At 54.8% G+C, this 22276-nt stretch carries 19 protein-coding genes and 2 pseudogenes; 11 read left to right on the top strand and 10 right to left on the bottom strand.

Annotated features, from left to right (window positions below; translation table 11 throughout):
* Positions 1-8 precede the first annotated feature (8 nt).
* From OPV09_RS02655 to OPV09_RS02635, 5 genes are read right to left on the bottom strand one after another with little or no spacing between them, the layout of a single operon-like run.
* The gene (locus tag OPV09_RS02655) at positions 9-968 is read right to left on the bottom strand and encodes a hypothetical protein (protein WP_338680443.1); all 960 of its coding nucleotides are present in this window, start codon (positions 966-968) and stop codon (positions 9-11) included.
* A gap of 2 nt (positions 969-970) precedes the next feature.
* Positions 971-2647: an AAA family ATPase gene (locus OPV09_RS02650; protein WP_338680442.1), complete on the bottom strand. Its 1677-nt coding sequence runs from the start codon at positions 2645-2647 to the stop codon at positions 971-973.
* Positions 2641-3834, bottom strand: a complete 1194-nt coding sequence (locus tag OPV09_RS02645; RefSeq protein WP_338680441.1) for a restriction endonuclease subunit S — start codon at positions 3832-3834, stop codon at positions 2641-2643. The genes OPV09_RS02650 and OPV09_RS02645 overlap by 7 nt, the downstream gene beginning before the upstream one ends.
* Complete coding sequence (locus tag OPV09_RS02640) at positions 3831-5372, bottom strand: class I SAM-dependent DNA methyltransferase (protein WP_338680440.1); 1542 nt, start codon at positions 5370-5372, stop codon at positions 3831-3833. The genes OPV09_RS02645 and OPV09_RS02640 overlap by 4 nt, the downstream gene beginning before the upstream one ends.
* 30 nt (positions 5373-5402) lie before the next feature.
* Positions 5403-8852 carry a DEAD/DEAH box helicase family protein gene (locus OPV09_RS02635; RefSeq protein WP_338680439.1) on the bottom strand — a complete coding sequence of 1150 codons (3450 nt, stop codon included), beginning with the start codon at positions 8850-8852 and terminating at the stop codon, positions 5403-5405.
* 302 nt (positions 8853-9154) lie between these two features.
* On the opposite strand from OPV09_RS02635, the gene OPV09_RS02630 reads away from it, so the two are divergent.
* The 5 genes from OPV09_RS02630 (at position 9155) to OPV09_RS02615 (ending at position 13228) form a co-directional block, all read left to right on the top strand.
* Positions 9155-9899 (top strand): IS5 family transposase gene (locus OPV09_RS02630; RefSeq protein WP_338680438.1). Its coding sequence is split into 2 segments (ribosomal slippage): positions 9155-9484 and positions 9486-9899, totalling 744 coding nucleotides; the frame shifts between segments, so codons are not numbered across the junction.
* 397 nt (positions 9900-10296) lie between these two features.
* Complete coding sequence (locus OPV09_RS28395; RefSeq protein WP_425324018.1) at positions 10297-10431, top strand: KTSC domain-containing protein; 135 nt, start codon at positions 10297-10299, stop codon at positions 10429-10431.
* Position 10432: 1 nt separating this feature from the next.
* Complete coding sequence (locus tag OPV09_RS02625; RefSeq protein ID WP_338680436.1) at positions 10433-10633, top strand: hypothetical protein; 201 nt, start codon at positions 10433-10435, stop codon at positions 10631-10633.
* A 590-nt stretch (positions 10634-11223) separates the two neighbouring features.
* Positions 11224-12399 carry a hypothetical protein gene (locus tag OPV09_RS02620; protein ID WP_338680435.1) on the top strand — a complete coding sequence of 392 codons (1176 nt, stop codon included), beginning with the start codon at positions 11224-11226 and terminating at the stop codon, positions 12397-12399.
* Positions 12400-12499: 100 nt separating this feature from the next.
* The gene (locus OPV09_RS02615; RefSeq protein WP_338680434.1) at positions 12500-13228 is read left to right on the top strand and encodes a hypothetical protein; all 729 of its coding nucleotides are present in this window, start codon (positions 12500-12502) and stop codon (positions 13226-13228) included.
* A gap of 717 nt (positions 13229-13945) precedes the next feature.
* On the opposite strand, the gene OPV09_RS02610 is transcribed toward OPV09_RS02615, so the two are convergent.
* Entirely contained in the window at positions 13946-14569 is a 624-nt protein-coding gene (locus OPV09_RS02610; protein WP_338680433.1) for a tyrosine-type recombinase/integrase, read from the bottom strand.
* A 91-nt stretch (positions 14570-14660) separates the two neighbouring features.
* Between OPV09_RS02610 and OPV09_RS02605 the strand changes: the two genes are divergently transcribed.
* Positions 14661-15919 (top strand): IS3 family transposase gene (locus OPV09_RS02605; RefSeq protein ID WP_338679941.1). Its coding sequence is split into 2 segments (ribosomal slippage): positions 14661-15000 and positions 15000-15919, totalling 1260 coding nucleotides; the frame shifts between segments, so codons are not numbered across the junction.
* On the opposite strand, the gene OPV09_RS02600 is transcribed toward OPV09_RS02605, so the two are convergent.
* The 3 genes and pseudogenes from OPV09_RS02600 to OPV09_RS02590 form a co-directional block, all read right to left on the bottom strand.
* Positions 15916-16653 (bottom strand): Arm DNA-binding domain-containing protein, encoded by a 738-nt coding sequence (locus tag OPV09_RS02600; protein WP_338680432.1) that lies wholly within the window; start codon positions 16651-16653, stop codon positions 15916-15918. The two genes, OPV09_RS02605 and OPV09_RS02600, sit on opposite strands and share 4 nt — an antisense overlap.
* A 615-nt stretch (positions 16654-17268) precedes the next feature.
* A pseudogene (locus OPV09_RS02595) lies at positions 17269-17649 on the bottom strand (transposase); the annotation flags it as partial.
* A gap of 151 nt (positions 17650-17800) precedes the next feature.
* Positions 17801-19042 (bottom strand): hypothetical protein, encoded by a 1242-nt coding sequence (locus tag OPV09_RS02590; RefSeq protein WP_338680431.1) that lies wholly within the window; start codon positions 19040-19042, stop codon positions 17801-17803.
* A gap of 507 nt (positions 19043-19549) precedes the next feature.
* Here OPV09_RS02590 and OPV09_RS02585 point away from each other — a divergent pair.
* From OPV09_RS02585 to OPV09_RS02565, 5 genes and pseudogenes are all read left to right on the top strand, one after another.
* Positions 19550-19921 (top strand): annotated as a pseudogene (locus OPV09_RS02585) (DUF4123 domain-containing protein); the annotation flags it as partial.
* Positions 19908-20255: a hypothetical protein gene (locus tag OPV09_RS02580; protein ID WP_072455830.1), complete on the top strand. Its 348-nt coding sequence runs from the start codon at positions 19908-19910 to the stop codon at positions 20253-20255. The pseudogene OPV09_RS02585 and the gene OPV09_RS02580, both read left to right, overlap by 14 nt.
* Positions 20255-20842: a Tox-REase-5 domain-containing protein gene (locus OPV09_RS02575; RefSeq protein WP_072455832.1), complete on the top strand. Its 588-nt coding sequence runs from the start codon at positions 20255-20257 to the stop codon at positions 20840-20842. The genes OPV09_RS02580 and OPV09_RS02575 overlap by 1 nt, the downstream gene beginning before the upstream one ends.
* 19 nt (positions 20843-20861) lie before the next feature.
* Positions 20862-21578, top strand: coding sequence for an immunity 52 family protein (locus tag OPV09_RS02570; RefSeq protein WP_338680430.1), 717 nt, complete (start codon positions 20862-20864; stop codon positions 21576-21578).
* Between the two features lie 134 nt (positions 21579-21712).
* Positions 21713-21919 (top strand): dodecin, encoded by a 207-nt coding sequence (locus OPV09_RS02565; protein ID WP_034753599.1) that lies wholly within the window; start codon positions 21713-21715, stop codon positions 21917-21919.
* 27 nt (positions 21920-21946) lie between these two features.
* Here OPV09_RS02565 and OPV09_RS02560 read toward each other — a convergent pair whose 3' ends face one another.
* A complete protein-coding gene (locus OPV09_RS02560; protein WP_070304507.1) occupies positions 21947-22258 on the bottom strand; it encodes a hypothetical protein in 312 nt (103 codons plus the stop codon).
* Positions 22259-22276 lie beyond the last annotated feature (18 nt).

Here is a 22276-nt window from a genome sequence, read left to right as displayed (position 1 = left end):
CCAACCGCTCAAGTCCGCTGAAGCTTTCGCCTGTCGTGCGGATCTCCCTCAGTGAACTCCTCACGAACATCATTCGCATCCTGCGTGGACAGCATCGACCACCGCGTTGCCTCATCTTTGCTTGTGGTGTCAAAGCCGTATGGCACGGAAATTCCCATCAGGTTCGAGACGAGGTAGCGATCATGGAACTCGTCCCAAACGAACACGCTTATGCTCAGCTTATTCAGGGCGGCATTGGCGGCAATGACTTGATGGAAGCTTTGCTTCCAGTCGCTGGCCGTCCGCATCGGTTCTCGAGGCGCAGGCTTTATTTGCCGATGTAACTCAACCTCAGCATCTGGGTTGATCGCAGCAATTGTTTCGAGCAGGGTCACGAAATCTTTGTAGTTCGGTGCCGCCAGGTCAAGATAAGGATCGATGAACATCAGTGAACGGCTGTACTTGATCAGAGGTCGCAAGACCTCAATGTAAGCATCAATGTCCCGCTTTACCTTTATCGAGCAACCACCACCTGAGAATGGCAAGCAATACGGTATCTTTGAGATGCCAGCTGGCAAGTTTTTGTGATCTGCCGCATTCAACGATGCACAAAATTCGTCTGTCCCGAAAAACTGGGTAATTTTCGGCTCCGCGCCATGGGACGCCACCGCCTCGGCCAACCATTCTTTCTCAGCCGCAGGCGAACCTGCCATTCGGGCTGGCGCATGCACGACTCTCCCGTTTGACTTGAGTTTTTTCAGCACCTCGCGTGACCTAGGATGCAGACCGTCCTCGCGGCCATCCAAGACACCCCACCACATACCACCCGAAAGATTGCGGATCACGCCAAAGCGTTCGATGCCCTTCAATAGCGACGTCAGCGCGAGATGTCCATGGGTTTCTGCGGGAATGAACTCGCCCAGATCGGTCTTGACGTCGAAGGCAGACGCCAAAAAGATATCGGGGCTTACGGCGAACTCATGCAGCATGGTCAGAGGGTCTCCCGCAGTGATTCTTCAAACAAGCCCTTTGGCCAGGGTTTCACAAATTCACCTCGGTGGTTGATGCGCATTTGCATGACCGCAACGCCTTTTCCTTCGTTTTGAATCAGGTATACGGCAATGTCGTCCCTGCTAGCCGGCGGCACACCCTCCGGCAGTTCGCCATCATGGGTTTGGCGTATGCGCTTCATCATTCGAAGGAGCAATGCCTCGCTGTGCGTCTCGATCAAGAAGTTGCGGCCGAACTTGGCTGCTGATTGCAAATACAGGTCTCCAAGGCCGACTTGTACGCGAGGATGAATATGCAACTCTGGCTGCTCGATCAGCAGCAAGGTTCTGTACGAATCTACAGAGGCAGTGACTACGGGAATCAATTGCGAGAGCCCGACCCCTACGTCGTGCGGCGTCACCCTCACATGATTTTTACTGTCGACGAGCCATACCCGGTGCGTGATCGGGAGCGCATCGACCGAAGCCCAATTCAGATCGATCATGTTACTAGCACCCGCGCGTACCGCCTCCAGGTAATGCAGCGGCACTTCCCTAAACTCCTCCCGCTCCAGGCTATATCCCGTTCCCAGCCGATCAGAATCGTAGAGCCACGTGCTCACTTCAGCGAGTTGCGCTGGCGAACACTCGTGAAGGCGCGACCAAGCAGCCAGTCCCCCATACCAATCCGCCTCGTTCGCGACGTTATCGAGATTCAGGCGCCGCTCGGGTATTGCTCTCAACGGACCAACCGCTCTAGAATCGATAAGAAGGTCGCGCAGTACCTCAAGAGGACCAACGATGAGTTCAGTCAAAACGCCAGAAGTGAATTCGACGAGATCAATCTTTTCCGCATCGTCCTCGAATTCGTCGCCAGGGAGTGAATCGAACACGGAAGATGAAACGACTTTCCCCCAGCGCGGCAGGCCGTTGCGAAAGCCAGTCACCGGATACTTCAGCAGATCACGATGCTTAGAATGGAATTCGTACTCATCGTTTAAGTCCCGCTTTCTCTCCTCGCGACGTGACTCGATTTCCTCCAGGCTAGCGCCTGCAAGCTCAGCGTCAAGATCATCGTCGTCCTCGGTCCTCGGGATCAACTTGCGTAGTTCCAAATCCTCAACCGGCGCCGCCTTGTCATCCTCATCGCTTTTTGCGGCGGACTCGAGCAGGGGGTGGCGAACGTTGATGTATGCAAGCCTCTTCTTTCCCGCAGCTGCCTGCACGGCGTCTGGCATCACCAAAGCAACATCGGCCCCGTTCAGTGAAACGAGGTAATAGTCAAGCTTGGGCGAATGATCTTGGTCGTCTGCGCTTAACCCAAACTCGACATAGGCGTCCTGGACCTTGTCGCTGATGGAAATCGAAGACGTTGCCCCATACTCAGGCAAGTCAATGCTGCTGAGATTCAAGCTGTATCCCAACACCATACGGCTCCCGACAGCATGCTTGTAGAGCAAATTCAGGAATCCGCCCAAATCGATGTCATCTGTCGCATACGGCGATCCGGTAGGATCCAAATCGTAGTCCTCCAACAGTCCACGTATGAAGTGCATGGAATGCAGAACCGAACTCTTGCCGGCACTGTTGACACCGTAGAGTAAAGTGACTGGTTTTATAGGGATCTCTATTGGCCCCTTAATGCCCTTGAAGTTCTGAATTTTCAAACCGCTCAGCATAGTTCCTCCACCTTTTCGCCGATGTAGCCAAAGAATTTTTCGCTAAGTGCTGCATTAATAGCGTCTGCCTCACGACCGAAGGCATGGTGTTTTTTCAAGCGCTTCTGCACGGCATCGACAATGCCGGCGTACTTGTCTTGCAGGTCGATCGGTGGCAACAGCAATGGGATATCTTGCATCTCCTGAGCGTTGATGTTCGCCATCCCGACAATACTCTTTGCTCGCGCTTCTAGGGTTCGCTTCCCGTGCTTGGAATTCAGGTATCCGGAAACATAGTGCGAGTTGCCGTGCTCGTTCATACGTACGCGAACCAAGTAGCCTGCAATTGCCATGGGCTCGTCTCGCATGTAGACGGCAGTCTTGCCGACCAACTCCTTGCTGTTGGTCCGATTGAACAATAGGTCGCCTTTCTGTGCCAGATACTTGTGGGCAGACGCCTCATCAAGATCTACATACTTAAGCGACGAAAAATCCCAGCCGCCCTTGTAAGTAATGTTGTTCATCCGAAGGATAGGGAACTGCCCTATTTGTTCACTCGCCTTCTCAGAAGTCCCATAGTTCGCTGAACTTACCAAATCACGAATCGTGCCCTTATCGAACGACTTCGGGTTTGTCTCCGGGTCGCCAAACATGTCGATGAATACTGCCCGAAGGAACTCGTCGGCGAGGCGGATGGCATCCTGGCGTTTGCGGCGCAGACTGTCGGCCTTGTCGAGGATGGCAGCGATGCGTCGCTGGTCTTTCTTCGGCGGCAAAACCACCTTGATTTTTGCCACCTCGGCTGGTCTTGCGCGCAGGAGTGACCCACCGATGCCGGAGACAGTTTGCATAAACTGCCGATGGAACCTGTCAGCAGTCAGTAAGTGCCGGAGATAGCCGGGCTCAAAGCGTGAATCGCGAAACACGATCCATTCACCCGAGGCGATCAATCGGTGGTTGGTCGTCGGTTTAACGACCCAGGCCCGTCGAATGTGGGGAACGATCTTTGATAGCAATACATCGCCTTCTTGCACGACTTGCTTAGTTGAGCGAATTTCAGCACCGACTGTGATTTGCGGCAGTCCTGAATCGAAGGCTGGAATGCTGAGCAGCTCAAAAACTTCGCTAGGAAACTTCGCTGGATCAACGGAGCCGTTTCGCTTCGCGATGACCTCATCAAGCCCGATGATTTGAAGCCCGCCGGTCATCCCAGCAACTCCTCAAGCTCGATAAGTTCGTTCTGAATTTCCTTCTCAAGTGCCTTCATTTGCGCAAGAACTTCGTGCGGATCTATGTTCTTGTCAGCAATGTGCGTCTGTTGGCGATATCGGTTGATTGACATATCATAGCTCTGTGCACGAATGTCATCAGCTGCAACCTCAAACGCCTTCGCCGTCCGATCACTGAAATCGCCATGACCTTCGCACCACTGCATGTACTTGGCCTGCACATCCGGCATGTCTCCCTTGCCGTCGCCAATCTTGGTTCGCTTGTCATCCAGAGTGAAACCATCGGACTGCAAGTCGTAAAAGAAGACGTTCTCAGTCTTGCCGCCCTTGGCAAAGATGATGATGGCCGTAGACACGCCGGCGTATGGCTTGAACACGCCGGATGGCAGCGAAATCACGGCCTCGAGCTGGTTGTTCTCGATCAGGTGCTGGCGCAGTTGCACATGGGCCTTGCTAGAACCAAAAAGTACGCCATCTGGCACGATGGTAGCGCTACGGCCACCCACTTTAAGCATGCGCAGAATCAAACCAATGAAGAGCAGCTCTGTCTTCTTGGTCTTGACAGTGCGCAGGATGTCCGGAGCGACGTCTTGCTCGTCCAGGCTCCCCTTGAACGGTGGGTTGGCCAGGATGAGGTCGAATGCGTTCTTAGAGCCCTTGGGGTGGCGCTCTTCAAAGCTTTGGCTCAACGTGTCCTGGTAATGCACATCAGGCTGCTTCACGCCATGCATAACCATGTTCATGGTGGCAATGCGCAACATGGTTGCGTCGAAGTCGTAGGCATGGAACATGTCGGTGTCGACATGCATGCGGTGCTCGCCGAGAAGATCGCCGCTGTAGCTAATGTGTTCCTCGCCGTCAATCACTTCCTTATGCGTGCCGGCTACGCTGCTGTGGTGGCGCAAGAGGTAGTCGTAAGACTCGATCAAGAAGCCGGCAGTACCGCAGGACGGGTCGCAGACGCGATCGGTAGGCTGCGGCTGCATCAGCTCCACGATCATTCGGATGATGTGGCGCGGTGTGCGGAACTGGCCGTTGATGCCGGCAGTGGTGAGCTTGCTGAGCAGGTACTCGTAGAGGTCGCCTTTAGTGTCGCCTTTTTCTAGCGGCAGTTCGTGCACGGCGTTGACGGCCTTCACCAGCAGCGATTCCTTTTGAATCATCAGCTGGGCATCTTTCATGAAGGCGGCGAAGTGACTAGCATCACCACTGCTGCGCTCAGCCAAGCGGCGGAAGTGGGGGAACACACGGTCACGTACATGCGGCAGCATTTCGGGGCCACCGTAGTGGCGCCAGGTTTCCCAGCGGCAGTCTTGATCTGCATCGCCGAACAAACTGGGTTCTCGTTTGCCAGTAACGGCGGCGCGCTTCTCTTGGGTGCGCTCCTGCATGTCCAGCAGGCGGCTGTACATCAGGAAGGTGATCTGCTCGATGACGGTGAGCGGGTTGGTGATGCCGCCGGTCCAGAAATCGGTCCAGAGGCTGTCGATGCGGCTTCGTAGTGCGCCAGTGATCATATACGTGCTTTCTTCAAGTTTGTTGTGGTGTTAGTGCGCAGCAAGGGGGTGAAGCGGCTCGCCGAAGGCGCGTACCAGACGCACCACTTCATCAAGCTGCATGGGGTTGGGGAAGACGCCACCTAAGCCTTCGGCGTGGACCGTGTTGAACGGTGCGTCGAATAACTGCCCGACTGCAATGGCGCCGAACTGGCGGATGTGGTCCTTCAGCAGGGCGAGAAAGCGCAGCTGTTGACTGTTGAGTGCATGGGCTTGTGCGAAGGCCGAGAACTGTACATCCACGGCCGCGTGATCCAGGCCGACGATGCCGCGCAGTATTTGCGTCAGCTGCACGGCAGTGTCAGGGTAAAACTCACGCAGGGTGGAAAGATCGACATCGGGGTTGCGGGTGTGCAACAGGCTGTTGAGCTTGTCCAGTTCTTCAGGCGTGATGCGCTCGCCACGGCGCAGCTTGAACAAGACCGGATCAGTTTCGAACAGCGGCTCTAGAGCGGACTGTACGGCTTTACGGTAGATGCTGAAGTCGACCGACTTGATCTTGCTCGGCCGTACATGAATTTGGTATTCTGCTTCGTCCTCGCGAATGTCCAAATGAGGTTTGGGCATGGGGGGGGGGAACGCGGGGCGATCGGCTAGCGCCATCACGTCGCGCAAGGCGGTACGCATAGCATCAAGCTGGGCAAAGCTGGGGGCTTGCCAGAAGGCGTCGGTGCGCAGGGCTTGCAGCTCTTTGGCCTTGGCGCGGACCGGGTTGAGATGCGGGGGCAGGCGGCCAACCCATTCCAGGATAGCTTCTCGGTGAGCATTGGGCTGGCCGGGTTCTGCGATGGCAGAGGCTTCGGCCTTTACGAACAACAGGTCCCAGCGCAGTGCATCACCCTGGCCACGCACATCCAGAGCGCCCATAAGTGGCGCGACGGTGTCGGTCAGCACTTGGCGTGTGATAGGGGCGAACTGGTGGACCAACTTGGCATCGCGCGCCTGGTTCACGGCTTGCCAGTTCTCGCGCACTGAGATGCCGCCATCAGGCAGCGCGACGGCGTCTTGCTGGATCTGCAGCGCTAGGACATCAAAGGCTGGGATATCGGAGCGCGCCAGCGCCAGGGCCGCGAGCTCGATGCGGGCCTCGTAGCGGCGCTGCGTTAGTGGCTTTGGAACCGTGGGTTCGACCTCTTCGGCGTTCAGGTCGTGGAAGGCGAAATTATCCCAGTGGTCGAAGATCAGGAACTCGCTTTTGTCTACGCCATGACCGAAAAGATCTTTGCATAAACGCGTGCCGCGGCCGATCATCTGCCAGAACTTCACCTTGCTCTTGACTGGCTTGGCAAAAACAAGGTTGACCACCTCGGGTACGTCGATGCCGGTGTCCAACATGTCCACCGAGACGGCAACGCGCAACTCGCCGTTGGGTTCCTTGAACTGGTCGATCAACTCTTCAGCGCGCAGCTCTTTGGAGTGAATCACGCGGCAGAACTTGCCGGCGAACTGCGGGTACATTTCATTAAAGAGCTCGGCCAGCAGGCGGGCATGGTCAATATTACGCGCGAAGACGATGGTCTTACCAGGGAGCTGGCCATCAACATCGCGAATGCCATTATCCATCAGATTGCGAAGGATGACGCGATTGGTGTCTTTGTTGAAAACGGCGTCATCAATCTCCTTGGCGTCGAAGTCCAGGGTATTGGGATCGATGCCTTGGTCTTCCAATTGCGCAATCTGCTCATTCGTCAGGTGCGCTGCCTTGATGCCATCGCGCAGGAATTTGGTTGTGTGGGCGACCACACGGAAGGGCACGAGCTTACGATCGGCAATGGCTTGCTCCAGCGGGTAGTTGGCTGTAGGCAGCTTGTAGTCGCACCCAAAAAGCTGGCAGGTACTACGGCTAACCATCTCCACAGGCGTGGCGGTCAGTCCGACCTGAAGGGCGTCAAAATATTTGAAAAGGTCACCGTAGAGGTTGTAGATCGAACGATGCGATTCATCGGCAATGACAAGATCGAAAAAGCCGACGTCGAAGGACTCGTAGTCGTTGATCAGCCCTTGGTAAATGCCGATATAGATGCGCGCATCCATCTTACCCACATCGTTGGCCTGGCCGATGACGTAGATCGGCTCACGAATGAAGTCATTGAAGGCATTTTTGGCCTGCTTGCGCAGTTCCTTACGATCGCAAAGAAAAAGCACGCGTTTTACCCAGCGCGCGTCAATCAACAGCTTGGCCAGCGAGATGGCGACGCGTGTCTTACCAGTGCCCGTAGCTTGCACGACCAGGGCGCGACGGTGGCGCTGTGTGAATCGCTCGGCGACACGGGTGATGCTTTCAGTCTGGTGCAGGTAGCCAGCGATGTTGGCATCGGGCCTGACGTCCTTCAACAAATCGAGCTTCTCGCGCCGCTGGAAGGCGACGCGGTATTGCAGCGTGTCTTTGGAATAGAAGCCATAGACCGTGCGGGGAGGATAGCCGCCAGCATCGTCCCAGACCCAGATATCGTGCCCATTGGTGAAGAAAATCATCGGCCGCTGGCCATGATGCTTCTCCAAGGCATCGGCGTACTGCTTGGCCTGCTCCTGTCCAGCGCGAGCATCGACTAATGTCTTCTTGGCCTCGACAACAGCCAGAGGTTTGCCATTGTCATCCCACAGGACATAATCGCAGTAACCTTTGCCCGTCGTGGTAGATTGATGCAGAACCTCAACTTCTTGGCCAACTAAATGATTGCTGGCGGTGCCCTTGGGTACATCCCACCCAGCCATGCGCAGGTCGCGGTCGATCAGCCACTTGCGGGTATTGTCTTCTGTGAAGCGAAGCTGGTTGGCTGTAGCCGCCGAGGATTTGGCAACTCGTACTAAAGCCTGAGCCGATGAAGGCGTAAACGCGGCTACAGCAGGTGCTGTTGCCCGGTCGGCAGCCCTTAGTTCGGCGAGTTCTTGCAGCGCAATTTTAAGGCGTTCCTCCTTGAGACTATTCTCTTCAGCTAAAGCCTTGGCCTTGCGTTTGAATTCTGCCTTGCTGTCGATGCCTTCAGCCGGAGGATGCTTGAACGCCTCAAAGTCATCAACCTTGCCGTTGAGGAATGTCACGTGCAACCAGCGGGCGAGTTGCCAAGCCTCTTGGACGCAGCGAAGTGCATCGGAAGTCTCGACGTCTTCTCCATGGGCACCGCGATTGCCTAGACGCCGTAACAGGTGCAACTTGTCGAGCACGAGAGGTTGAGCAACAGTTTGAAAACTGGCATTGTGCAGTAAGTCCACGAAGTTGGACTGCGGCACTCGTTCGAGCTTCAACTTGATGTATAGGCAATCAACTAGGCGCTCAGCAAAATTTCGGAGCTTGACCAGCGCACTTTCGGGGTCTGAGTGCGCATAGTGCTCCGCATAGCCACCCATATTAGCAAGCTCGGGATACAAGGCCCGCAAGGGCTCGAAGTTCAGCGACTTAATATTTTGCATCGACACCTGGTCAACTTTCGTGGCATTCATGCCTACTATTGTACGAAAGCCTTGCCAGCCCCCCCCTCTTTGTGTGGATCTTGTATTAGAGGCCTACATAATAAGAGATTTTTCGTCTTGGCAAGAATATTTATGACCAAATGGTCAGTCTCTCACTTGCTGACAGCACAACGCATTTAGGCTTTTGAGTGGTTCAGAGCGCCAGAATATTGCTGCAAGCCATGCTCGCTTCGTTGATCTTCCCTAAGAACGCCTAACAAAACATCGCCAGAGAAACAAACGGCCCCGAAGCTGGTCAAACTCACCTGACATCGTTTTTGGGAGCCTATCACATGGCCAAAGCACTTCTTCCTGATGACCTGTGGGCGCTGATCCAGCCTTTACTGCCAGTACATCAGCCTTCCCCAAAGGGAGGACGCCCTCGCATTGACGACCGCGCCGCCTTGACCGGTATCCTGTTCGTCCTCAAGACAGGCTTGCCCTGGGAATATCTTCCTCGTGAATTGGGCTGTGGCAGCGGCATGAGTTGCTGGCGGCGCCTGCATGCATGGCAACAGGCTGGTGTGTGGCAACGCATCCACGAAGCCATGCTGCACCACTTGCGGGAATACGATCAGATTCAATGGGAACGCGCCAGTGTCGACTCGGCCAGCGTGCCATCCCCCCCTCGGCGGACAGCATACCGGCCCCAATCCCACCGACCGCGGCAAGCTCGGATGCAAGCACCATCTGCTCGTCGACCAACGCGGACTGCCTCTGGTAGCGAGCATATCGGGGGCTCAGGTACATGATTCCCGGATGCTGATCCCGCTGCTCGAAACTGTCCCATCCGTATCCGGGCTAGCGGGCCGGCCACGCAAACGTCCGGCCAAACTGCACGCCGACAAGGCATATGCTTCGCGTGCCCATCGGGCCTGGTTGCGCAGCCGTGGCATCGCTCCACGTATAGCCCGCTACGGCATCGAGTCGCGCGAACGCCTGGGTAAATGGCGCTGGGTGGTCGAACGTACACTCGGTTGGCTCCACCGTTTCCGCCGGTTGCGTATCCGCTACGAGCGCCGAGCCGATATCCACTAAGCATTCCTCTCGCTTGCCTGCATACTCATCTGCTGGCGATATATTGAGAGGTTTTGTTAGGTGTTCTAAATCACTACCTGGTCAGGATGGAGGTGCCGGGCGATTTACTAAGAAAATCGCATAGCGGCCGTTCTGAGACGCCGATTTTTTCTAGAATTTTCTTCACGTTTTTACACAGCTTGGGCCAGAAGCGGACGTTTGCATATGTGTGACAATGTTTGAGTTTTCCATCTGGAAAAATTTGGTATGGTTAAGCGCTATTAGATAGCGGCTGCCGCTCCCAACCAAGCGTGGGGTCCTTTTTGAATTCTTAGAGTTCTCGAGAGTTACCGTGCAAATGATTCGAGTAAATTCCAGTGCAATTATTGCAATTTGTTAGGACGGGCAAACATCTCGGATGCGAATTCAATTTCAGCAAGGACACAGTTACGATTTTTGCAGAGTACCTCCGAATGTACATACTGCGTTTATGGCTGCCTATTCCAAGGGTAGCTACTACAACTTGCATATCAAAGACCGCTACCAATGCTAACTTGAATTTGACACAAAAATTCTACTGGTCAGTGGTTGGCCAGAAACCGCCACTCATCGAAAAAGAAAATCGTATGGCACAGTTACCTGAATTTGTAGTCAATGCTCGTGAAGAGGCAAATGCTGCGGCAGATGCTCATCATGATGCATTGGAGAAATTGCAGGCCATTGGCGAACCGTCTTACGAGGATGTCGAGAAATGAATAGCAGTGCGGAAGAAGTTTTCTTCTGCCGAAGAACGGTTCGAAAATTTATTGTGGCAGGCCCTTGGTCTCAAGGCCGCTCTCGGCCAAAACCGGAAGTTCATGAGTGACAGCCTTTGGGCAAGCTATCTACTCAACATACAACTATAAAGCCACCGATGCCGCAATATCTCCGAACGAGCAGTGTCCGTCTTATCGAGGCCAGCCAAGAGGCGCTGCATCTAGCGTTTGTGGGGCTAGGATTGCCTGCGCGCCAGGAGCTCCGTGTTGGTGCTGCACAGTTCGCTGCATCGGTAGGGCTTATCGGGGTGGCAGTTGAACAAGTTATGTCCGCTATCCTTGTGCAAGTGCTGGGCGAAGATGCTTTGATGTCGAGCCGGACCCAGTTCAAGTCTGCGCGCGAAGTGCTTCAAGACCTTCGAACGCTACTGATAGCCCCTCCTCCGCGAGCATCATTCTTGACTTACGGACTTCCAGACGCTGCTGCTCACCGACAAGAACTCCACAGAGCCACAGAAGGTTTCACGCTCATCATTGGCGAGCGTGCGGCAGGCCTACATGCCGGTCAAGGCCCATCGCGTGCCGTCGCCATGGTGCAAGCACAGAAGGTACTAGCCTTCTACAACCTGTTAGCGCTTTCAAGCCGCGTTCGACCATACCTTGAACAACGTCCTCGTCTGCCAGAGAGCCGTCTTGATACCGATGTAATTGTCGATGACCTAGCACGTCGTTTCACTGAAGCTGAGACACTGGGGGAGCGAAGCGCCGCCCTGAGGTCCTTGTTTCTTGTGCTTCCGGAAGTCCCGGCGATAGCTCCCGATTGGTTGGACGCATTCGACCGGTCAGCAGTGGCACCAACGAACGATGACATCAACCTTTTACTTCAGACCCTCGAACGCGCAGCGCCAGTGCGCTTCCATCGGCTAAATGCTGGTGGCCAAGGCTTACCTGTCGTCGTGCGGCCCAATGATGCGAACGCGCTTCCAATAGCACCACACCACTTACGTCGAGCATTTGGTGACGTACTCGGACAGTTCGACGCTTATGTCGGCACGGCGAATGGGCGTATGAATGATGGACATCTAGAGATGCCACCTGAGAGCTTCCTGCTCGATTTGTGGGTCTTGGGACCCAATCAACTCTTCCAAGAGCTAAATCGCGAGAGGCTGACGGCGCATGACGCATGGCCATTAATTATGACCGCGCTATCCTCACCTCGGATCAATCGTCCATTCTGGTTTCTGGTCTCCATGGTGGATGACTTGGGGCAGCTTGTTGCTCAGTTGCGCCGAGCCTTCGCTATCGGCGGTGGCGGGCATCTTCGGCAACAGCAGGCCCCAACGCTGGAGGCGCTGGAGGCGCTGCGACGCACGCAAGTATTAGCGCCGGATAATCCAGTCGTTGCCACTGTGCGTAGAGCCTATGCCCAAGCCAACGCCCGTCGGGAAGCTATTGCTCCGGCCATTGAACGTAATCGTGGAACCGCTCGAGACGCTGGACCAGAAGCCGAGGCGGTCCTTCGTCGCGTGTCGGAGGGCGAGTTGGCTGTGGGGCAAGCGTTCGAAGCGGTTATGAGCCTACTTAATCAAGAAGCAAAGCGTTACTGGACTCGCCTTCTGGCTGAGTCCGCGTCGGATCCGGAGGACCGAGAGATGCTGGTCAGAATTCATCGCGACGACGACCTAGTGCCCGCCCAGTCCGCAGCCCGAAAGGCGATGAAACTCATCGACGCAGTCAGCTACGGACCTCAGGTGGAACTGGAGTAGGCATCTGGCGCTTCGAGTTGAAGTTAAACGAGTTGTAGAACCTTGTAAAAATTACACACCCAGCTTTCGCTATCCGTGAAACACCACATCGGGAGAAAATATGCTTTATGAGAGTGCGTTGGTTGGAGCGTTCAATTATCTGTGGGGCCATCGCGATGCGAGCGCTGGCAAACCGCCGTCTATCCCCATCCTGAGCAATGCTCAAAATCCGTTGGATCATCTCTTAGGAGATATGATTGGCAGAGTGGAAGGTCGTTACTTTCTGATCGAATTTAAGGGCGCCGCACACGGTTTTTTCGATGAGGTACATGCCAAGGGGGCAAAGGCGGCAAGAACTAACTTGTACCAGCATTTGAGGAAAGACTCCGAATGTCGAAAATTTGCGCGCTTCGGCCACTTTGGCGCTTGGTCAGACGGAACTCTCCGGTTCGCGCCCTATGCCCATGTCGTGGGACCCGGAAGCTACGCCAGTGCACAATATCATGAACTTGATTTCGCAAGTTTCGAGGCGGACTTCGAACAGTTCTACGCGCAGATCAATTGCGGCGACCTCACGCCATTTACACAGCACGATGTTCTGTACGCGAACGGTCTAGGTTTGCCAGCCGATGCAATGCTCGAATATTTCGAATGCATTCTGCAGCAGTTCCCTGGCGTGGTAGCCCCCTCGGAAGAGGCCAAGGCGATCTTTGGATTTTGGAGTCCAGTTACCGCTTCGATCGTCGCTGTTCCCACGAGTTTTGAAGGGCTATTGTGGTCGTTCGAAGAAGCTAAGCGCTTAACACAAAAGCAAGAAAAAACCTCCATCCGGCGCGACTACCGTCCATAGATTAGGTTATAAGCTTTCGACTTAGGGAGCGCGAGTGACGTTCTCGCGTGAGGCGACTTTCCTGTGCTTGTACAAGAGCGAAACGGTTGAATGTGGCTTATCAAAATGTGGATAGAGCTGGTTCAGCGATTCTTGAGAGAAACTATCCCAATAACAGCATTCTTAAAGACAAGAACACCCCTATAAGGCTATGTCTGGTTTGGGGCAAATCCAGCCTGTCGTAGGGCACGCTGGATTTTCCATCTGGCAACCTACTATGCTGGTCCGAACGGCCGGGTTCGGCCAGAAGCAATCATTCCCAAGGAGCCTAAAATGCTTGGAGATATAGAGTGGCGCGCTCTTGCCGAGCAGTATTTGCTTCTGTTATCACAACAGTGGAGAGAAGAGCTAGCATAAGCAGCAGCAAAAGAATATCGCGAGCCGGATTGCGTCTGGTGGCTTCGGTGACGCGGAGTAAATGCTGATACTAGCCAGGCTTTTGAAAAGTGGCTTGTGCGATTGAACACTTCTGAACAGAATTGAAATTGGCTTTATTCAAAGTGAGAAGCAGTTGACCTCTTTTTCTAGTCCACCACTTCATTTTCCCCCATGCCCTCGGAAAAGCCCATAGTAGCAATTTAAAACAGTCACAGGGATGTACGGTCAACTCGCCGTAACGTCCACCTAGGAATGCTTGGACGGACATATACAACGCTGCAAGCGCCACCCACTACCCGACTAAACGCCCACAACGCGCAGTAATGCTGGCAAAGATACCGACTCGACACACGCCTGCTCAAGAATCCAAACTTCAATCTTCGCGTGCCAGACACGAAGCAGGTCAAGCGGCCGGCGAATGTAATTTTGCTCGCGCACCCCTTGCGGCGCGTGTCCTTGAATCTGCGCGGCGATGCCATTCGGCATTTCGATCCACTCGCTTAATGTGGCAAATGAGCGTCGCAGGCCATGTAGGGTAAGCTGCGGCAAATTTGCCACCGCGACGGCCTCGTTATGCGCGATTCGCGGCTCTGCGATATGTCCTGATGCGGAGGCTGGACTGGAGAAAACAAAGGCATTCCTGCGCGGCAGGTTGGCCAGGAGCTGAGCAACGAAAGGAGTCAGCGGGACCATCCGAAAATCCTCGACCTTGTCGGACAGTTTGATACTGCCCCACTGGAAATTCACGTCCGCCCACTTCAGTGCCGCGAGCTCCTCGCGCCTGGCGCCGGTGAGCAGCAGAACTTGCAGATAGGCGGCAATTACCGGGTTTCCGATCTTGCGCACTGCGCTGAACCATGACTCCAGCATCTCGCGTTGGAGAACGTCATGGCGCCGCTTCTCTTTACCCAGGCTCTCGCGCACTCGCGCGCTCTTTGTCGGATTTGAAATAGCCCCTTGATTCACCAGACACAGCCTATGCGTTATTCTTACGGATAGGAATAGGACTGTGCATATGACTAGGAACAAGCAAACAATCGAGGTGGTGACGGTGGGCCAGGAGCGCCGCAGGCGCTGGTCTGCCGAGGAAAAAGCGGCGCTGGTGCGCGAGACTTACGAGCCAGGCATGAACGTGTCGCTGGTCGCTCGCAAGCACGGCGTCGGTGCAAGCCAGTTGTTCAACTGGCGTAAGCTCGAACGGGAAGGCGCGCTAACGGCGGTCACTGCTGGCGAATCGGTGGTACCAGCGAGCGAACTGGCCGCTGCACGCGCGCAGATAGCCCAGTTGCAGCGCATGCTCGGCAAGAAGACGATGGAGGCGGAAATCCTGAAGGAGGCCGTCGAGTTTGCTCGCGAAAAAAAGTGGATTGCGCGCTCGCCCTTGTCGGGCAAGGACGACCAGTGAAGCCGGTCTGCTCTGCCCTTGGCGTAGCGCGCTCACACGTAGCCCAGTTGCTGGTTCGTCCCGCGGACTGGATCGACGGGCGTACCACTCAGACGTTCCACCAACCTACCGACGCCATCCTGGTCGACGCCGTGCGCGCCGAGATTACAGCGCTGCCGACCTATGGCTACCGCCGGGCTGGCGCTCTGGTCAACCGCACGCGCGCCTTGATGGGCTTGCCAGCAATCAATCACAAGCGGTTTTATCGCGTGATGAAGGCGAACAGTCTGCTGCTACCCAAGGCGCCGAAACGCCCAGTGAGCAGCCGCGTGCACAATGGCGCGGTGGCGGTGGACGAACCCAATCAGCGCTGGTGCTCGGACGGCTTCGAGATCGCCTGCGACAACGGCGAAGTGGTGACCGGTGTGTTCATGAAGGATTGCTGTGACCGAGAAATCATTGCCTGGCGTGCGTGGGCCGAACGTGGCCTGCCTGGCGAGCCCGTGCGCGACATGCTGGTGGAAGCGGTCGAGACAAGATTCGGCCAGGCCAGCGTCGGCTCGACCCGGCTGGAATTCTTGAGCGACAACGGCGGCGCCTATCGAGCCCATGAAACGCACGCGCTGGTGCGCGCACTTGGGATTGAACCGGTGCATACACCGGTATGCAGCCCGCAGTCGAACGGCATGGCCGAGAGCTTCGTGAACACGTTTAAACGGGACTACGTGAACTTGATGGACCGCAGCAGCGCAGAAATCGTTCTGGCTCAACTGCCAGACGCCTTTATGCACTTCAACGAGGTCCATCCGCATTCGTCGCTGAAATGGAAATCGCCTCGCATGTTCAGGAGGGAGCTGGCGCGCCGGGCTCAGGAAAGCGGCGCTAACTAAACGATTGGCTGTGTCTGGTTATATTGGGGCAAGATCAGATTGCTAGTGACTATGCTCGAATACGTCTTGTGCGAAGCGCACCAGTTCATGAAGGCCTTGAGCAGTCGCCATGCCAGCCGTGCGCTGGATGGACGGGTCTTTGCTTCCTCTCGCGCCCAGGCTTCAACGCGCTCGTTTGTCAGATCGATGAGGCGGAGCGAGGACAAGGACCAGAGCGGACCGGCTTTCGTCAGCGCCGGACTGCGTTTCCGAGGCTGGCCGCCATCCTGAATGATCTTTCGATGCGCGGCAATATGATGTTCTGACCAGCCTGCTTCTCGCGTGGCAATGCGATCGGCAATGTATTCAGGCCAGACGCGGCCCAGGGTCACGGACTCCCGCAGCTGCTTTTCCTGTTCAGCCACAACGGCAGCTTCCTGCATTGCGCGCGCGTCGCGCTCTGCAGCAAGCGCATCTTCCCGCACCTTTCGTGGATCCTGCCCGTTATCGAGCAGGACCTTGAGGCGCCGTGCTTCGGCCTGGGCCTTGGCAATGTCCCATGTACGAGGATCACCGATCGTCAGCCGGATGGTGGCGCCGTCCAGCTTACCCTGAAAAATATAGGACTTTGCGCCCTTCGAAGTCACCCGCAAACCGAGGCCTGGTGAAGCGGTATCCCAAAGGAATGACTGACTTTTTCCCACCTCACAGGCGAACTCCTCTACCCTACCCGCCGCGAACTTTATTTTTTTCACTATTACCTCAAAAAGACGTGCTGTGTAACCGCCATGTAACCCAAATGGTAGCATAACGATCAACAGTCATCTGCATAAAATAAAAATGAAAATCACGTAAGCTTTTGATTTATAAGAATATCCTTGAAATTTTCAACAACCTTCAACATTCCTGAATACCGACTTGCGATGATTTGTAATCATCAGGTGGCCAGTTCGAAACCGGCAGTCGGCACCAAGAACATGTTTTACCCTGTATCATGCAGTCTCAAAGCCCGCTCGCCTTAGGTGACGCGGGTTTTTTGTTGTTTCACGCCAAGTTATGCCATAACATAAGATACCAACAAAAAGATGGGATTTATGTTGGTATCAGCCGTTAGCGAAAATCAGCATATCAACAGAGGCGAAGCAATCGCATTAACCGATACGGCCATCCGGCTGGTGAAGCACAGCGGCGCACGCGCCGGCGACAAACTCAGCAACGGGGGTGGCATGTGCTTGCTGGTCACAGCGACGTCGAAGTGCTAGCGTATGAACTATAGATTCAACGGCAAGCAGAAGACCTTGGCCCTCGCTCACTCGCCCAAGCGCGGTCTCGTAGGGGTGAAGCACGCAAAATACTAGCACTAATCTTGCCCGTCGATCCCAGCCATCGAGCACCATTTGCGTACCAGTGGAGTCGGCAATGTCGGCTGGCGTCAGGTTCATCGCTAGCAAGCGGCCATCCGTGTCGACTGAGATATGGCGTTTGCGCCCGCTGAGTTTCTTGTTGGCGTCATAGCCTCGCGTTCGTGCCTCTGGCGCCTTCACGCTCTGGCTATCAACAATACCGGCACTCGGCAATACCTCCCGCTCATTGCACAAGCGATCAAGCATCAGAGCCAAGTCATGAAGGGTACGAAACAGCATGCGCCGCTCACATCCGGACCGTACCATGTAACGCAGCGCATCGATCACCGTGCGCAAATCTGTCTTGCGAGGTCTTCCCGTCTTCGCTTGCTTTGGCAACAGCGGTGCGCTCCAGAACATCAAAGATGCTTTGACCCGAAAGTTGCTATGAAATTTTTAAACCGTCACTGAGAAGTCACTGGACATGTGAATTGCAGATTATATGTAGCGATGGCGATCCCCTCTGGCATAGGATAACTGATCCGCAGTCAGACACGGCTCAATCAACGGACGTTACACTGCGTGATGCCATCCGTGGGGCGGCCGTTAATAACCCACTTTGAATATTTTCTCGCCACTTCGTAAGATATGTGCTCGTAGCAATGGCCCGTTCGATTCTATCTCGCAATGGGTGATAACCTGACCAGTAATCGTTTCCGTTCATTTCCCGGTCCCAGATATCCTCCCACCACGTAGATCGCCCTTTTCGGAGAAACAACCTTGGGTTGGTATTTCCTTCCACCAATAAAGACATATCTTCTCGCGTCAATTGGTGCCCGACGATACGAATCTCGAATCGCCCTGCACTGCGCCGTTTGTAAAGGAGCTCCAACGTAACGAAAAGCGACATCAAATCTGCCTCGCCAGAAGCACCAATCACCTCTGAGACATGAATGGGGGTATGATAAATTTGAAAGTGATCACGCTTGGATTCCTTCACAATATACAAACCGCCAACGTCATCCATTTCCCGAATCAAATGTAGCGCTTGCAATTGGTCTTCCTCATCTTTCCAATTCAACAATAGATCTGCAGCCTCGCCCGGATTCCTCGGCAGTTCTTCAAACTCAACTGAATAAATATGCCCATCTCCATGCTGCAACCATTTAGCTTCAACTCCGAATAATTCGGCAATATCCAATAGATTGGTGAATGTCGGAGCCTTCTTGCCAAGAAACCAATCTTCAACTTCTACTGTGTGATCTTGACCGAGCATCTGAGCAACGTGAGACGGACGAACTGCGTCATAACGATCCGCATTAACCTGTGCAAGAAGGCGATTCAATCGCGTAGGAATCTCACCCGGCAAAAACTCTTTGTATTGCTTGCTGCTAAACACCGTTCGAAGCGCATTCTCAAAGTCCCTTGCGAGCGAGTCCCGCGCTTTCGCTTTAACATCGTCACCCGCCCCTTCCGGGCAAAAATATGTAATTGGATTTCGTTGGTGACGTAGATCAAAAGGCATGTTTTCGCCACTTGGTTCGCCATATGCGGTGTTCATTACTCCAACAATGCGGCTATGCCCGAGAGCTTTAAGAGCCCATCCGTATTCGATTAAGACGTTCGGATTTGGCGTTGGACGACTGTCGCTTCTGGTCCCAACAAAGGTCAGATCGGGAACAAAGACAGCCGCAGCATCTATCTTTCTAAGGATTGTTTCCACAATGGGTGGGGATCCGGCCACATTTCTCGTGTCGCGATCGAGCTCCAATCTTGGACGATCTCGCTCAGGTTCGAACATGTTTATGTCTTTTGAGATTTTCGAAATGGCACGCTCGAGTGCTTTCTCGATGAGGCTTCGGCCGGTTCGCGACTCTCTGTCCGATTGCCACGAAAAAAAAATGGTTGTCTTCGTCATAGTTGAGCTGTTAATGATTGAAATTACCCCCAGCAAGGTACCGTACGACCGGTGTAGTTGCTCGGTCTCTAATGGTTTACTGTACTTTACCGAATGGTGAGCGGTTAGAGAGACGATAAAAATAATTCATACAGTCCGCCGGTAGCATATACCTCCGGCCGGTCGGCCATCTTTCGATCAACGATCCAAACAGCGATAGTTCCTCTCATCGCGGCGTATCCGACGCTATAGCGAATTTTTATGAGGTGGGCAATGTCACGCAAAGTCATCAGAATTTCCGAACTAGCCAGCACTCCTGCAACTGGCAATCGTCCGGCAAAACCAGGATTACTCCAGTCAGTCCAGTGACAATCTGGCGCTGGGTCAGAGAATCCAAGTTCCCAAAGCCTTTACCCGCTGTTCACCGGCACATCCGACGCTGCGCTCGCGCATGCAGGCCCCTGGTTGGTCGACGTGGCGGGAGCAGCGCCTTCTTTTCTTGAAGATCTGGCCGCACTGGAGCAAGAAGCACCTTCCGTTACCTGGCTGTTCGCCGTACAGGACCTCGGCGGCCTGGCGCAGTTGCTGCAACTACACCTGGAAACACGGCTACCGGATGGCCGCGCAGCGCTGCTTCGCTTTTGGGATCCGCGCGTGCTGGTGAAGCTGGCACAAATATTTGAGCCGGCACAGCGCGAGGCGATGTTTGGCCACATTCATGAATGGCACTTGCTGCTCGACGGCAAGCGGGCAATCATAGGGAGGCGCAATGCTGACGTTTAGCGAGGAGCAATGGCGTGCAGTGCAGACCGGCGACACCACAGATTTTGTCATCGCAGTAGCAGACCAATTCTTGGCCAAGCGGGCCGACATGGCAATCCAGCCAGGCCGCATGGTCGTGATCGAGCGCATGCTGGCTGCGTACACGTACGCCATTCGAATCGATTTCAGGTCCACGCCACATATCGTACATCTGATGTATCTGGCGGCCGACGCGCCTGGGATTCATGACGACCCGCTGGTTGATGCCTACCTGCGCAAGCCTGGCGCCACGCCGGAACAGAGGTTCGACGAACTGATCGCGGTGATGGATAAAAAACTGGAAGGAGAGCACTAATGGCTGCGCTACCGATATTGGTAATACCAGCAGTCGTGGAGAAAATTTTGTTAGCCTTGGGTGTCGCCGCCGCAGGTGCCGTGCTCACGGACGATGCATTGCGCAAACGCAAAAAAGAGGCAGAACAGGCAAAAGACGCCCGCGTCACCCCCCTCGCGCGTGCCGAGACGCGAAGCGATACCAAAGAAAGATGCCGGTGCCCGCCAGACAAGGGGACGCTGATGGCTGTTCCACACAGCATGTCGCCAGCCGCACGCGACTACCAAGCGCGGATTACCGGCTTCCTGATTGGCATGGAATGGGTGTTTGAAGGAAAGGACTTTGACGGCTTCCAATCCCGCTTGTGCTTGTTGCAGGAAGCAAAAGCCGATTATGACCAGTTTTTTAAAGCAAACGGTGAACTTAAATACGATTTTCAAAAAAGTATTTTCCAGAACATGGTATTAAAACAGGCCACCGCCCAGTCCAATATTGTCAAGGATAACCCACCAGCCTCGCTAATCTGGTACTTTCAAACGCCACTCGCGTATGAACACATGCTGCCCAATTTAAGTGCACTGGGTATTACTACTTATTACATTCCATAATATTATGATAATAAAATCTTTGTTCAAACGCGATGCAGCGAACCCAACCATTGCGTTCCGACCTTCCGTCCAAAAAATCGCGACAATTATCCGCTTCTTGCAAAAAACTGAGGCGTTTGGAAAGAATTGGTTTCTGTCGCAGGAGACAGAAGCAGAGTCGTTTCTTTATCCGGTTTTCGATGCCTCGGGAGAACTCACCACTGCAGCCGAAGCCGTACTCGAGGCCGAGTTCAAGGGTGAGAAATTCCGATATCTCAGTGCCTGGAATGGCGAGCTCGGAGACGGTGATGGCGCGAGTATTGCGCTCGGGTTCAGCGACAGTGACTGGCCCTCTCGGAGTCTGGAGATCAGCGATCACGGTCAAGCCGCGAAACGGCTCGGCATTGATGGCGTAAAAGAGCTACTGTCCATTATCGCGGATTCCCTACGGCCGGTATTGATTACGGTTGCACGTAATCAGTATTTTAGAAAACAAGTCTTCAAGGATCGCCCAGGTGTTGGCTGGATGTTGTACCTGCCGCGTGTACTGACGACCCAGCAAGTGCCAGAAGCCCGTGCCTTGGTACCCGTCATGGCGACGGGCGAGCAAGGTAAAGACCAGCAGATCGGCACCATCATCGTCAGCGTCACCGACGAGCCTTTTTCTGATGAAAATCCCGAGCACGTGAAGATCGCCAACGCCATTGAAATTCGCCTGGTCGATCAGGACTTGCTGCCTCGCTATGTCGATATTTGATAAAGGATAGCTCTCGGCATGCGCGGCGCATTGCTGCACCGCGCAATGACTATCAGCACATTTAGGCGCAAGATGAGCACGTGCTTGCGCAAAGCAGGCTCCCGATGTCTGGCTTGCCTATCTGGGGGAATATCATGTCCGCACACACTTACAAGCTGATCGAACTGGTGGGAACGTCCACCGAAAGCAGCGATCAGGCGATACGCGATGCCATTGCCAAGGCGGCGCTGACGGTCAAGCATATGGACTGGTATGAAGTGACGGAGTCGCGCGGCCATATCGTCGATGGCAAGGTGGCGCATTTCCAGGTCACGCTCAAGGTCGGCTTCCGGCTCGAATAAAGGGATCGAGCAAGGCAGGCGGCGCGCTCAGCGCCGCCCAGGTACTCCCCGGCTTTCCAGCCACTCCCGGCCGCCGCTGTCCAGCGCGGTCTCAATCACCTTTTCCGGCAAGCTGTAGACGGTCGCCCAGCTGGCGCGGCCGTCCTGCGTGTTGGCGGGAAAGCTGTGCGTCTCGATCGGCCAGTGGTATTTGCGTTTAAGCGCTTTCACGATGGCGGCCAGCGAGACGCGGCCTTGCAGCGGTTCGGCGCCGGACTGGTCGCGGTTCGACAGCAGCACGGCCAGGACTTGGCCGCGGCCCGTGCGTGCGCCGGGGAAGGTGGGGGTTTTGTTTGCCATGGCCTATTTTACCGGGCA

Origin of the sequence: Janthinobacterium sp. TB1-E2 (genome assembly GCF_036885605.1) — a bacterium.
Classification (GTDB): Bacteria; Pseudomonadota; Gammaproteobacteria; order Burkholderiales; family Burkholderiaceae_D; genus Janthinobacterium; species Janthinobacterium aestuarii.
Note: the sequence above shows the minus strand (reverse complement) of the source record. Positions and strands in the feature narration are given on the sequence as shown.

Excerpts from the sequence above, each read along its gene's own strand:
- OPV09_RS02655 (WP_338680443.1), bottom strand. The coding sequence starts at position 968 with ATGCTGCATGAGTTCGCCGTAAGCCCCGATATCTTTTTGGCGTCTGCC.
- OPV09_RS02650 (WP_338680442.1), bottom strand. The coding sequence starts at position 2,647 with ATGCTGAGCGGTTTGAAAATTCAGAACTTCAAGGGCATTAAGGGGCCA.
- OPV09_RS02645 (WP_338680441.1), bottom strand. The coding sequence starts at position 3,834 with ATGACCGGCGGGCTTCAAATCATCGGGCTTGATGAGGTCATCGCGAAG.
- OPV09_RS02640 (WP_338680440.1), bottom strand. The coding sequence starts at position 5,372 with ATGATCACTGGCGCACTACGAAGCCGCATCGACAGCCTCTGGACCGAT.
- OPV09_RS02635 (WP_338680439.1), bottom strand. The coding sequence starts at position 8,852 with ATGAATGCCACGAAAGTTGACCAGGTGTCGATGCAAAATATTAAGTCG.
- OPV09_RS28395 (WP_425324018.1), top strand. The coding sequence starts at position 10,297 with ATGCGAATTCAATTTCAGCAAGGACACAGTTACGATTTTTGCAGAGTA.
- OPV09_RS02620 (WP_338680435.1), top strand. The coding sequence starts at position 11,224 with ATGGTGCAAGCACAGAAGGTACTAGCCTTCTACAACCTGTTAGCGCTT.
- OPV09_RS02615 (WP_338680434.1), top strand. The coding sequence starts at position 12,500 with ATGCTTTATGAGAGTGCGTTGGTTGGAGCGTTCAATTATCTGTGGGGC.
- OPV09_RS02590 (WP_338680431.1), bottom strand. The coding sequence starts at position 19,042 with ATGTTCGAACCTGAGCGAGATCGTCCAAGATTGGAGCTCGATCGCGAC.
- OPV09_RS02580 (WP_072455830.1), top strand. The coding sequence starts at position 19,908 with ATGCTGACGTTTAGCGAGGAGCAATGGCGTGCAGTGCAGACCGGCGAC.
- OPV09_RS02575 (WP_072455832.1), top strand. The coding sequence starts at position 20,255 with ATGGCTGCGCTACCGATATTGGTAATACCAGCAGTCGTGGAGAAAATT.
- OPV09_RS02565 (WP_034753599.1), top strand. The coding sequence starts at position 21,713 with ATGTCCGCACACACTTACAAGCTGATCGAACTGGTGGGAACGTCCACC.
- OPV09_RS02560 (WP_070304507.1), bottom strand. The coding sequence starts at position 22,258 with ATGGCAAACAAAACCCCCACCTTCCCCGGCGCACGCACGGGCCGCGGC.